The sequence below is a fragment of the Virgibacillus alimentarius genome (assembly GCF_000709085.1).
GTDB classification, from domain to species: domain Bacteria; phylum Bacillota; class Bacilli; order Bacillales; family Amphibacillaceae; genus Virgibacillus_B; species Virgibacillus_B alimentarius.
This window is the reverse complement of sequence record NZ_JFBD01000064.1, coordinates 24150-37019: the sequence shown is the minus strand read 5'-3', so window position 1 is coordinate 37019 and position 12870 is coordinate 24150. Positions and strand designations below refer to the sequence as shown.

Sequence of the window (12870 nt, the reverse complement as noted above, 5' to 3'; positions counted from 1 at the left end):
GGCTGCCGTTCAATTCTAGTGATCGACTGGAGAAACTGCTTAAAATGATAACTTAACAAACGGTAAAACTCTGCTCTTGAAGGATTCCCTTCTAGTTTTAATCTTGATGCAAAGTCTACTAGTAATGATTATGTAAAAGGTCTGATCGATATGACAGGAAAGAGTAAAAATAAAAAGGTTGGGACATAACTAGCCAAGAATAAGTAAAAATGGGTTCGATCATCGGTCCTTTAATTTCTAAATCCAGCGGCAAAACAATCTGATTCATGCGAGGAGGCTGAGGCCGTGCCCGCGGAAAGCAGCCACCTGCAGTGCAAGTTAACGGGATTGCTAAATAAGTATAAATCGCACGGAAAAGTAAAAAAAAGAAGTTCGGGAGTTCCATCTAGAGACGGGACTCCCGAACTTCTTTTACATTTACTGGGGTTTTGTCCCAGCCTTTGAAAAGGGTGTTTATACGTGTAAATATGCAGCCAGATCCTCTTTAGCCAAATGATTGCCAACAAAAAATTCAGCGAATTCTCCGTAACGGGCTGTTGCTTCATCAAAGCGCATTTGATAGACAACTTTCTTTAGTTGTAACACATCGTGGGCAAATAGGGTAACTCCCCACTCCATGTCATCAAAACCAATGGATCCGCTAATAAATTGTTTTACCTTTCCAGCATACTGACGACCGGTTTTGCTATGTTCATAAAGAAGTTTACCGCGAGCGTCTTTTTCTAGTGTATACCAGTTATCATCGCCTTCACGACGTCTGCTCATTGGATAGAAAGACATATGGTTCCACTTAGGAAGAATTGGTTTTAATCGTGCTTGTGTTTCTGGAAGTGTCTCTGGGTCAACACCGTCTTCTTGTGGACGGTATTTAGCAAGTTCAATCACAGAAACGTATGAATAAGAAGGAATTAAAAACTCAGCAAGCTTTGTTTTGTTAAAAGCTGTTTCCAAATCAGCTAATTCTTCCATTGTCGGGCGCAGGAACATAAACATGAAGTCTGCTTTTTGTCCGATAGCCTGATACATAACATGGCTTCCGTTCTCAGCTTCTTCTACGTCTTCCCACTTTGTGAGCAGGTTTTTAAATTCAGCGATTGCTGCTGTTCTTTCTTCACTTGATGCTAATTTCCAAGAAGTCCAATCCATGACGCGCATATCATGTAAACTATACCAACCATCCATGGTTTCTACTGCTTCGACCATCATAATCTCTCCTTATGTACTAAAGTATGAATATAATTTTACTATATCATAATTGGGATACAATATTCACGGAAAAGCTTTTTTAGGAAAAAGGGGGCAAAAATAGCACGAGACGTGGCTTGCCAAGGTTTTAGCATGAAAGTAGATACGGCTGTCATGGATTTGTCGAAATTGCCAAGCGCCAAGTTTCTTTAAAAGGAGAAGAAGATCGATTATTATTTAAATAGGAAGACCTGTTTCTTAGGAGGGATAATGAATGAGTAATCTATTTGATGATATAAAGGCGAAAATCCAACAGACGGATAAACGTATTGTTTTTCCAGAAGGACTGGACGCGAGAATTTTGCAAGCCGCTAGCAAGTTAAGCAAAATGGGAATGGTGACTCCAATTCTGCTTGGTGATCAAGTGAAGGTAATGAAACAGGCTGAGACGATGGGTGTGAATATCGATGCTTGTCAATTGATCGATCCGAGCCGATATGAGCAGTTTGATGCAATGGTCGAAGCTTTTGTGCAAAGGCGTAAAGGGAAAGTATCAAAAGTGGATGCCGAAAAACAATTATGTGATGAAAACTATTTTGGAACAATGCTTGTTTATATGAATCAAGCAGACGGTTTGGTAAGTGGTGCTGCACACTCTACAGCGGATACGGTTCGCCCTGCCTTACAGATAATGAAGACAAAAGAAGGAATCAATAAGACGTCTGGTGTATTCATTATGGTCAGAGGAGAAGAGAAATATGTATTTGCGGATTGTGCGATAAATATTGCCCCGACGAGCGAAGACTTGGCAGAAATAGCGATGGAAAGTGCAGAAACTGCAAAATTATTTGATATAGATCCACGAATCGCCATGCTTAGTTTCTCTACAAAAGGCTCCGCCCAGTCGGAGGAAACAGAAAAGGTAGAGCAAGCGGTTAAACTTGCCAAAGAACGAAATGCTTCACTTGTTATTGACGGGGAATTTCAATTTGATGCGGCATTTGTTCCTAGTGTCGCAGCGAAAAAGGCGCCGGACGCTATACTGAAAGGAAATGCAAATGTATTTATTTTCCCTAGCCTGGAAGCAGGGAATATCGGTTATAAAATTGCTGAACGTTTAGGTGAATTTGAAGCGGTTGGACCAGTACTTCAAGGGTTAACCAAACCGGTAAATGATTTATCACGAGGATGTAGTGCAGAGGATGTTTTTAAATTAGCATTGATTACTGCCGCACAGGCAAAATAAGAAAAAAGCTTGCAGTGAGAAGTATTTCCTGCAGGCTTCTTTTTTATTTTATTGCAGGCAAGCGATTTTTTCATTCCGTTTGATCATTTGATCATATCGTTTTTGAAATGTGACATATTCTGCGTTTGTAAAGTTGGACTCAACAATGGTGTCACATAGTTCTTTTAGTGTACCCAGTGCGCGTTTTTTCATATCTTCCACCGTCAATGGTTGATTTAGTAATGTGGATAACGATGCCATTACTTCCGGTTTGATTTCCGGATAGGCGAATCGGGATGCTTGGGAAATGTTACTTTTATCATAAAATCGCTTAATTAAAGCTGCTCGCTCGAAACTATCTCCTTCTACGTCTAAATAGATTTGAATCGATGCTCCATCTTTAATGCGCCGCTGTGAAATGCCGGCAAATTTCTTCCCATCGATACTTAAATCATAGTCACCAGGACAATAGGACCCGACGATTTCATAAGCTTGTATTTTATCTGTTAAATCGCGCAGCATATGCTGCACAAAGCTAACCATCGCCTCGTAACAGTCATGAATAGAGATGTGTTTGACACCGGGCAAAACAAGGGAGATATTTAAAACTCCTTCATCAAGCGCTACAGCGAGTCCGCCTGAATTTCGGATAATGACACGAAAACCTTCCGCAGTTAATTGCTTCACACCTTCCTCAATCTGAGGCAAACGTGCATCTGGTATTCCAAGTACAACGGTGTTTGGATGGACCCATAGACGCATGACGGGAGGTGAGAGTTGATCACTAACGGAATGAGCAAGTGCATCATCAATGGCAAAAGATGTTAATGCTGTATAAGGTTTATTGTGAAAATCGATGTTACCTGAATGGTCGAAGTAACGAAAAGTTCCATGTTGAATAATTTCTTTCCAGTTCTTCATAATTTCTCCTTTTTCTACTCGCTTGTTGTCAGTATCTCTTTTTTACTTTGGTCAACTAATATATAATATAACACAAGTGAAGTTATGAAAAGAAATAGGGTGAGTAATCAGGATGGCATATAAAGATGAACAATTAAATGAAGAAAAGGTGTTTAAAGATCCTGTACATCGATACGTGCATGTGAAGGACCGCATTGTTTGGGATTTAATTGCTGCACCAGAATTTCAGCGGTTGCGTCGAATTAAACAGTTAGGCACAACGTATTTGACATTTCATGGTGCAGAGCATAGCCGCTTTAATCACTCCTTAGGTGTATATGAAATTGTTCGAAGGATGATTGGGAAATTTACGAATTATCCGCATTGGAATAGGGAAGAGCGCATCCTTAGCCTTTGTGCGGCACTACTTCATGATTTAGGCCATGGCCCGTTTTCCCACTCCTTTGAGAAAGTATTTAAACTGGATCATGAGCAGTTTACTCGGAAAATCATCCTGGAGGATACGAATATTCACCGTATTTTAAAACGAGTTAGTCCTGAATTTCCAAAGCAAGTCGCAGATGTTATTGCAAAAACGTACGCTGACAAATTAGTTGTAAGTCTGATTTCCAGTCAGATTGATGCAGATCGGATGGATTATTTGCAGCGGGATGCATATTACACTGGTGTAAGTTATGGTCACTTTGATATGGAACGGATTTTAAGAGTGATGCGCCCGATTGAGGACCAGGTTGTTATTAAATCGACTGGGATGCATGCGGTGGAAGACTATATTATGAGCCGCTATCAGATGTACTGGCAAGTCTATTTTCATCCAGTAACGAGAAGCGCGGAAGTTATTTTATCGAAGATTTTACATCGGGTAAAATTTTTATATGAGACAGGCTATACATTTAAATTAAAACCGACCCATTTCCAGTCATTTTTTAATCAGGAAATTACGTTAAGGGATTATTTGCGGTTGGATGAAGCAGTAGTTTATTATTATTTTCAGTCATGGCTAGAGGAAGATGACTTCATTTTATATGATCTGTGCGAAAGGTTTATCAACCGTCGTCTATTTAAATATATTGAATTTAATCCGAACACACAGATGAAGGAGTGGATGGAATTATATCGTCTGTTCCAGGATGCGGGCATTCATCCAGATTATTATTTGGTTGTTGACTCTTCATCTGATTTGCCGTATGATTTTTATCGACCTGGAGAAGAGGAAGAGCGTTTGCCAATTCATTTGCAAATGCCTAATCATGAATTGAAGGAATTATCTCGCCATTCGGATATTGTCGAGTCGATCTCAGGTAAAAAGCGAACAGACCATAAACTATATTTTCCAAAAGATTTACTCGAAGCTGTAAAGGATCATAAACTTAAAAAACAAATCAAAGAAATACTGTATGGGCAAGGAGAGGGTCAACTTGTTGACTAATCATGCTAAGTTAATCAAGTTCTTTCATGTGGCCACAAAAGTGACAGGAAGAAAGAAACTACAGAAAATCATTTATATTTTGCAGCAATGTAACATCCCGTTTGAGGAAAAATATCGTTTTCATATATACGGGCCGTATTCGGAGGAGCTTACTTTACGTGTAGAAGAGCTCTGTAATTTGCATTTTCTTGACGAAATCAAAGAGGATAAAGGGCACTATTATCAATACCACTATCAAATCACTTCGGCAGGTAACGATTTTTTAAATCAATTCAGCCTTGATATGCCTGATATGGAAGAGAAGGTGAGCTTGCTAAATGGACAAAGCTCGCGTTTCCTTGAACTCGTCGCAACCATGCTGTATTTTGCCGATCTTGAAAAAAGCGATGTGGAGGCAAAAGTGCACGAATTGAAACCGAAACAAAAATACAGTGCGGAAGAAATAGCACGTGCATGGGGATTTATCGACGAGGTGATATAGTCAGATGAATGAAAAGGGGACGTGTCCTATGCTACAATGGATGTAGAAAATGAATGTGAAGGAGGATTCCTTGAATGAATTCAGATAAATCTTCAAATAAAAAGAAAAATACATTTACCATCATTAAAGATGACTCTACGGATGGACATGGCGGATATGGAATGGGTTCCATCAGCTTGGAAAACATGTCACCGGTTATTATAGATCCGGACGGAAATGAAGCATATGTGGATATGGATGCGATGCACGCAAGAAGTGCAATCGAAAGACGTGTTAAATATTTAAATGACCGCAACGAAGTACCAAACCCAAGATTGTATTGGATCGTTTGGGTTACAGTGGAGAAAAATGATCATGGACCATATTTTGCTGGTGTGGCCGGAAGTGAGCTGCTTGTTGACAAACCAAATAAACGTGCGTATAAATCAATGCCACAGCATGTAACACATATGGAAAAATCATTAAAAGGTAAAATCGTTGTAGAGCATATGGACGACCATTCAAAAAAGCTACTGCGTGACTTTCTTGTAGAATTCGACGAAGACATGTGGAATAATTCGACGGATGAATTAAAAGAAGCACTTCCAAAATAATGAACATTTTGTGACTGAACCATGAATACTTAGCGAAAATCTTGTACTTTACATCAGAAATTTGTAAAATAATTGGTACATGGGCTACTCATGTATTACTAGGACAATAAAGAAGCCGACTCAATAAGGTAGACGGACCTTATATGGAGTCGGCTTCTTTTTCATTGTATTGGACGATGGACGATGGTGCTTGAGGTTACGGGTCCCGCAATGAGGGAATGTACTCGCGCAATAAGGTTACGTACTCGAGCAACAAATCATCAGCGTTTGTTCCTATTGTTTGTGCCGTTAGAAACCCCGCTGCAGCTATGTGAAACATTCCCTCTCTATCTATTACCTAAATAGATCAAATAGTCGCTCCAGTTTGCCTTTCTTCTCTTTTTCTTTTTTATTTTTCCCACCTGGAAAATGGGTTGTACAATGGCTTTTTGGTTCTTTTCCTTTCTCAAAATACATCATGCGACTTGTTGGACAATAGGAAGTAGCTTTTTTTCCTGTCTCTGGGTCAATCCGGACCCCAATAATCCCATCTGGAACGCTAAAGCTTTTATCTGGCAGTTCTTGATGTGCAGCTTCCATAAAGGTTGCCCATATATTTTTGGCGTATGTTGTTTCCTTTACAACTTCTATTGGCCGGTTATCGTCATAGCCCGTCCACACACCAGTGACAAGGATCGGGCTATAGCCAATCATCCAGCTGTCCCCGTCTGTCGATCCGGATTTTCCAGCATATGTGCGTGTCAGCTGGTCTGTGATGGTTGATCCGGTCACCGCCATATAACCATTTAACGTTGTATCGAACATACCAGTCATTAAATGAGTAAGAATAAAAGTCTGTTTTGGATCGAGTATTTGCTCGCCTTCTTTATCATCAAGATCCAGTAAAACGTTCCCTTGGGGATCTACAATTTTTTCAATCGTATGTGATGCTATTTCTTTCCCGCCATTTGCCAGCATTCCATAACCGGCCACCATTTCTTCTACGGATACGGTTGCTGTTCCTAAGGCGAGTGAAGGAACGGCGGGAAGTTTACTAGTGATCCCAAAGTCTCTTGCAGTTTCAACGAGTTTATCAGAGCCTAGGTACATATTCGTTTTTACTGCGAAAATATTGTCTGACAAGGCTAATGCTTGAGCTAATGTAATCGGTTTATCTGCATAGTATCCATTAAAATTACTAGGTTCATAAACCTCTCCATTATCGAGTTCAAATACAGTCGGTTTACTCAAGAGCTTTGTACTTGGTGTATACCCATTATTTAAAGCAGCATAGTAGAGAAAAGGTTTAAACGTAGAACCTGGCATGCGCTTGGCTTTATGGGCGCGGTTAAAGGAACTCTTTTTATAATCGCGACCACCAATTAATGCACGAATACTTCCATTACTAGGGTCCATAGCAATCGCACTTGTTTCGATGTCACTTGCGGGATGAATGGTTTTCTCCACTGCGTTCTCTAACTTTTTTTGTGCTTTGATATCAAGCGTTGTAAAGATTTGGTAACCACCAGATCGGACCGCTTCTTTATTATGATCTAATAATGCAGCCGCTTCTTCTAAAACCATATCCTGAAAATATGGAGCAATCGTATCCTCTTCTGTATCTTCCGTTTTAGCGAATTTCAGCTTTTCATTTATTGCGCTATTATATTCATCCTCCGATATTTGGTTTGTGCGAAGCAGCAGTTCTAATATGTGTTCCTTGCGATCCGTTGCTTTTTCCATGTTATTAAAGGGGGAATAGTACGACGGTCCTTTTGGAATACCTGCAAGCATAGCCGCTTCTGCTAGATCTAATTCCCCTGCCGATTTGTTAAAAAAGTAATTGCTTGCTTCTTCGATTCCATATGCTCCATGGCCATAATAAATCGTATTTAAATAAGCGGTTAAAATTTCGTCTTTGGAGTAATACATTTCCAGACGTATGGTATAAAAAGCTTCTTTTAATTTCCTTGTCCATGTTTTTTCATGGGATAAATATAAATTCCTTGCCAATTGCTGGGAAATGGTGCTTGCCCCTTCTTTTAAAGATAAGTTTTTTATATTATCAATAATCGCACCAAGAATACGTTTGAAATCGAAGCCGTTATGCTCATAAAAATGCCGGTCTTCCACAGCAATGGCAGCATCGATCAAATACGGTGATATTTCATCTAAGTCTGTGTGAAAACGGCTTCCATATCCATTTTCTTCTCCGATGACTTCTTCGCTATTACTGTAGTAAACGGTATTTTGTTGGTTCATTAAATTCGGTGGGCCCAACAGAAAGCTAATAAAATAGACACCGATAATAAAACAAAATCCAATTAGCATCGTACTTAATATACCGGTGAGAAGCAGATGTTTTTTTAAAAAATTGCCAAGTTTTCGTTTCATAAGATGACAGCTCCAATTTGAGTACATTACCATCATTATTGGAAAAAAACGGACGAAATAAACTTGTTTGAAGAGTTTTCACCTTAGTATTGATAAAAGCCTCCTTTTCCCGCTATAATAAGGAATTATATGATTTATTCTTAGCAGGAGCGAATACGATGGGACATAACGATAAAGAAGTGTTTATTGAGCTTTGTACGATCATTGATGATGATGGTGAAAAGGAACATAACATGGTTAGACAAAGAGGAAAACTTTATGAAAAAAATCAAATGGTTGTGCTTACCTTTGAAGAACAAACAGAGGAGAAGGCATGGATCAAAAATTTTATTACGATTCAGCCTGATAAAGTAACGATCAAGCGAACAGGGAATGTGATGATGAATCAGCAATTCCACATGCAGCGTGCGACTGAAAGTGTTTTTAAGCACCCTTATGGTACAATGCATATGGAGACTTTTACATCATCAATCACACATCAACCGTTGCGTACAGATCAGAATGGTCAGCTGAAAATAGCTTATTCGGTAAAATTAAACGGCAAAGAGAAACGCGATCATTATTTAACCTTGACATATAATGAGGAGGGTGCATGAAGTGAATGTTTTAGCACAAACAGAGGATATATTAAAGCAGGAAATTGGCGAGGCGGTTTTAAAAGCAGATCTTGCTGCAAAGGAAGAGCTCCCGCAAATCATTTTAGAAAAGCCAAAAGAGAAAGCACATGGGGACTTTGCAACCAATATTGCCATGCAGCTTGCCCGGATCGCAAAAAAAGCACCGAAGCAAATTGCCAAAGATATTATGGAACATTTAGATCACTCGAAGGCTTCGATTTCTAAAGTAGAAATTGCCGGCCCTGGATTTATTAATTTTTTCATGAAAAACGACTATTTAGGAGAGCTTATCCCGACGATTTTAAAAACGGATGAAAATTACGGGAAGACAAATACAGGGCAAGGGGAGAAAGTGCAGGTTGAATTTGTGTCTGTAAACCCAACTGGCGACTTGCATCTTGGTCATGCACGCGGAGCAGCTTTTGGAGATGTCCTCTGTAATATTCTAGCTGCTTCAGGATATGATGTTGAACGTGAATATTATATTAACGATGCTGGCAATCAAATTGATCAGTTAGCGCTTTCGGTCGAAGCCCGCTATCTGCAAGCACTTGGTGAGAACGTAACGATGCCTGAAGATGGGTATCATGGAGATGATATTATTGGAATTGGCGAAAAAATTAAGGAAGCGTATGGACAGGAGTGGAAAGAGAAGGATCGAGCGGAAAGACTTTCCTTTTTTAAGGAGTATGGTCTCCAGTATGAACTGAAAAAAATTGAGGAAGATTTAGCGGATTTCCGTGTCCATTTTGATAATTGGTTCTCCGAACGGACGCTTTATCAAGATAAGATTCATGATGCACTCGCAAAACTAAAAGATGGCGGATTTGTCTATGAAAAGGACGATGCAACATGGCTGCGCTCAACAGACTTTGGCGATGATAAGGATCGTGTGCTTATCAAAAGCGATGGAAGCTACACTTATTTGATGCCGGACATCGCCTATCATCAAGACAAACTAGAACGTGGTTTTGATAAAATCATTAACGTATGGGGAGCTGATCATCACGGATATATTCCGAGAATGCGTGCAGCTATTTTGGCTTTAGGATATGCTTCTGATAAGTTCGAGGTGCAAATTATTCAAATGGTCAATCTATTTGAAAATGGTGAGAAGCTTCGTATGAGTAAAAGAACTGGAAAAGCGGTAGCCCTTCGCGAATTAATGAGTGATGTGGGTATAGATGCTGTTCGCTACTTTTTTGTAACACGTTCCAATGATTCGCAGCTCGATTTTGATCTCGATTTGGCCCGTTCACAGTCCAATGAAAACCCAGTTTATTACGTACAGTACGCCCATGCAAGAATATGTACGATGCTAAAACAAGCAGCAAACAAAGGATTTTCTTTTGAGCAAGATATGGATCCAACCCTTTTAACCACTGAAAAAGAAGTGGATTTACTAAAAAAACTAGGGGAGTTTCCAAAGACAATTGCAGATGCTGCAAGTAAACATACACCACATAAAGTGACACAATATGTTTTTGACTTAGCTAGCTTGCTCCATAGCTTTTATAATGCAGAAAAAGTTTTGGACGAGGACCAACCGGAAAGAACAAAAGCACGTATTGCACTCATGAAAGCAGTGCGCATTACGCTTCGTAATGGCCTTCGTTTAATTGGTGTCACAGCGCCAAAGAAAATGTAAACACTCCCTTTATTTTCCTCATGTTAGGTCATGAGGAAAATATTTTTTTAAAAAGGTGTTGACTGAATGCTCATTCATAGTTAAAGTAGTAGTATAGTATTTATCAGAAAATTCTCCTAAGATATTTCTGATAAATGGAATCGTTATCATTTTTCATAATATTGTGCAGGAAGGGGAAGCTGGTTGATGGATACCTTTTTGATTGTGAACTTATTAGCATTCATCGCTGTTACCATTTATGCAATTTACTTGTTTGCAAGGGTAATAGCAACACGGAAAGCCTATATTGATCTAGGGCAGAAATCAGAGTTTGACGGGGAAATAAAAGAACGAATACGAAAAATCATAAAAATCGTATTTGGACAGTCCAAGCTGCTGAAGGATAAAAAGTCGGGGACGATTCATGTCATGATGTTTTACGGGTTTATTCTTGTCCAGTTTGGTGCAATTGATATGTTTATCAAAGGGATTTCTCCTGGTAATCATTTACCATTTGGGCCACTTTATCCTGGATTTGTCTTTTTTCAGGAATTAGTTACATTAATGATCTTAGTAGCTGTCGCTTGGGCATTTTACCGACGGTACATGGAGAAACTAGTAAGATTAAAACGTGGTTTTAAAGCAGGTTTAGTTCTTATATTTATTGGAACATTGATGCTTTCCGTATTACTTGGCAATGGGATGATGCAAATCTGGTTTGAAACAGGAGCGAGCTGGTCATCTCCAATTGCGAGCGGTATCGCACTATTATTCGGTTGGATGTCACCAACAGCTGCAATGATTGTCTTTTTCATTGCATGGTGGGTACACACGATAACGCTTTTGGCTTTTCTCGTATATGTACCACAATCCAAACACGCGCACTTAATTGCTGCACCAATTAATGTATTCTTAAGTAAGCGAGTCCCTGGAAAATTATCTAAGGTTAATTTCGATTTAGATGAAATGGAAGATGAAGAAGATGTTTCCTTTGGCGTCGGAAAAGTGGAAGACTTTACACAATTCCAGTTGCTTGATCTTTATGCTTGTGTAGAATGTGGCCGTTGTACAGACGTTTGTCCGGCTGCAGGAACAGGAAAAATGCTGTCACCGATGGACTTAATGATTAAAATTCGTGATCATCTGACAGAAAAAGGGGCAGCTGTTACAGGGAAGACACCTTGGGTTCCAACCTTTGCATTTTCAAATACACAAGGAAACCAATTAGCTAGTGCCGGTAATAAGGAAGCCGCAGCAACGGTAGAAAGTGTCGATTTGATTGGGGATGTCATGACAGAAGAGGAAATTTCCGGTTGTACCACTTGCCGTGCTTGTGAAGATGCCTGTCCGGTAATGAACGAACATGTCGATAAAATCATTGATCTGCGCCGTTACCTCGTAATGACAGAAGGGAAAATGGATTCTGATATCCAGCGCGCAGTGATGAATATCGAGCGTCAAGGGAATCCTTGGGGACTATCGAAAAAAGATCGCATTAAATGGCGTGAGCTGGACGAGTCGGTGTACATCCCGACAATCAAAGAATTGAAAAAAGAAGATAAAGATTTTGAATACCTATTCTGGGTGAGCTCCATGGGCTCATTCGACAGCCGCAGTCAGAAAATAGCAATTGCCTTTGCGAAATTAATGAATCAAGCAGGCATTAACTTTGCTATTTTAGGAAATAAAGAAGCGAATTCTGGAGATACGGCTCGCCGTATTGGAAATGAGTTTTTATTCCAGGAAATTGCTGAAAAGAATATAAAAGAGTTTAATAAACACAATGTAACAAAAATTGTTACCATTGATCCGCATGCTTATAATATCTTTAAAAATGAATATCCTGATTTTGGTTTTGAAGCAGAAGTGTATCATCACTCACAAATGCTATTTGACCTTGTGATGAATGGAAAGCTAAAACCAACCGGTGAAATTAACCAACGATTAACTTATCACGATTCTTGCTATCTGGGCAGATATAACGGGGTATATGATCCGCCAAGAGAAATCTTAAAATCTATTCCAGGGCTCGAATTGGTAGAGATGAAACGTAATCGTGAGAATGGCATGTGTTGTGGTGCAGGTGGGGGCTTAATGTGGACAGAGGAAACGACAGGTAACCGCATTAACGTAGCACGAACGGAGCAAGCCTTAGAAGTGGAGCCATCCATGATTTCAAGTGCATGTCCTTTCTGTTTAACGATGTTAAGTGATGGAACAAAGGCAAAAGAAGTAGAAGAAGATATTAGTACGATGGATGTTGCTGAAATTCTAGCATTATCTGTATTTGCAAAAGAAGATAGTAAAACAGCATAGACGTTCTAGTTGATGATGAAATGATAAAAGGGGAGGATTTTTCTCTCCTTTTGTAGAATAAGCTAATTGAGCGAGCGTTCAATCATGAAAGCAGCGTGGGAAT

10 protein-coding genes are annotated in these 12870 nt (G+C 39.5%); 7 read left to right on the top strand and 3 right to left on the bottom strand.

Annotation, left to right across the window (positions count from 1 at the left end):
• Window positions 1–453: 453 nt before the first annotated feature.
• Window positions 454–1203 carry a hydrogen peroxide-dependent heme synthase gene (hemQ, locus tag GZ63_RS0110790; protein ID WP_029269442.1) on the bottom strand — a complete coding sequence of 250 codons (750 nt, stop codon included), beginning with the start codon at window positions 1201–1203 and terminating at the stop codon, window positions 454–456.
• Window positions 1204–1459: 256 nt separating this feature from the next.
• On the opposite strand from hemQ, the gene pta reads away from it, so the two are divergent.
• Entirely contained in the window at window positions 1460–2431 is a 972-nt protein-coding gene (pta, locus tag GZ63_RS0110785; RefSeq protein ID WP_029269440.1) for a phosphate acetyltransferase, read from the top strand.
• A gap of 48 nt (window positions 2432–2479) precedes the next feature.
• On the opposite strand, the gene GZ63_RS0110780 is transcribed toward pta, so the two are convergent.
• The gene (locus GZ63_RS0110780) at window positions 2480–3331 is read right to left on the bottom strand and encodes a lipoate--protein ligase family protein (protein WP_029269438.1); all 852 of its coding nucleotides are present in this window, start codon (window positions 3329–3331) and stop codon (window positions 2480–2482) included.
• A gap of 112 nt (window positions 3332–3443) precedes the next feature.
• On the opposite strand from GZ63_RS0110780, the gene GZ63_RS0110775 reads away from it, so the two are divergent.
• The 3 genes from GZ63_RS0110775 to GZ63_RS0110765 all read left to right on the top strand — a co-directional run bounded on the left by GZ63_RS0110775 (window position 3444) and on the right by GZ63_RS0110765 (window position 5834).
• On the top strand, window positions 3444–4760 hold the full coding sequence (locus GZ63_RS0110775; RefSeq protein ID WP_029269436.1) for an HD domain-containing protein: 1317 nt from the start codon (window positions 3444–3446) through the stop codon (window positions 4758–4760).
• The gene (locus GZ63_RS0110770) at window positions 4750–5241 is read left to right on the top strand and encodes a YwgA family protein (protein WP_029269434.1); all 492 of its coding nucleotides are present in this window, start codon (window positions 4750–4752) and stop codon (window positions 5239–5241) included. Before GZ63_RS0110775 ends, GZ63_RS0110770 begins: the two co-directional genes overlap by 11 nt.
• Before the next feature lie 74 nt (window positions 5242–5315).
• Window positions 5316–5834 (top strand): YwhD family protein, encoded by a 519-nt coding sequence (locus tag GZ63_RS0110765; RefSeq protein ID WP_029269432.1) that lies wholly within the window; start codon window positions 5316–5318, stop codon window positions 5832–5834.
• 333 nt (window positions 5835–6167) lie between these two features.
• Here the strand turns inward: GZ63_RS0110765 and GZ63_RS0110760 are convergent, their stop codons facing one another.
• On the bottom strand, window positions 6168–8207 hold the full coding sequence (locus tag GZ63_RS0110760) for a transglycosylase domain-containing protein (protein ID WP_029269430.1): 2040 nt from the start codon (window positions 8205–8207) through the stop codon (window positions 6168–6170).
• 158 nt (window positions 8208–8365) lie between these two features.
• On the opposite strand from GZ63_RS0110760, the gene GZ63_RS0110755 reads away from it, so the two are divergent.
• The 3 genes from GZ63_RS0110755 (at window position 8366) to GZ63_RS0110745 (ending at window position 12767) form a co-directional block, all read left to right on the top strand.
• Window positions 8366–8803, top strand: a complete 438-nt coding sequence (locus GZ63_RS0110755; protein WP_029269429.1) for a DUF1934 domain-containing protein — start codon at window positions 8366–8368, stop codon at window positions 8801–8803.
• A gap of 1 nt (window position 8804) precedes the next feature.
• Entirely contained in the window at window positions 8805–10472 is a 1668-nt protein-coding gene (argS, locus tag GZ63_RS0110750; RefSeq protein ID WP_029269427.1) for an arginine--tRNA ligase, read from the top strand.
• Window positions 10473–10658: 186 nt separating this feature from the next.
• On the top strand, window positions 10659–12767 hold the full coding sequence (locus tag GZ63_RS0110745) for a (Fe-S)-binding protein (RefSeq protein ID WP_029269425.1): 2109 nt from the start codon (window positions 10659–10661) through the stop codon (window positions 12765–12767).
• Window positions 12768–12870: the final 103 nt, after the last annotated feature.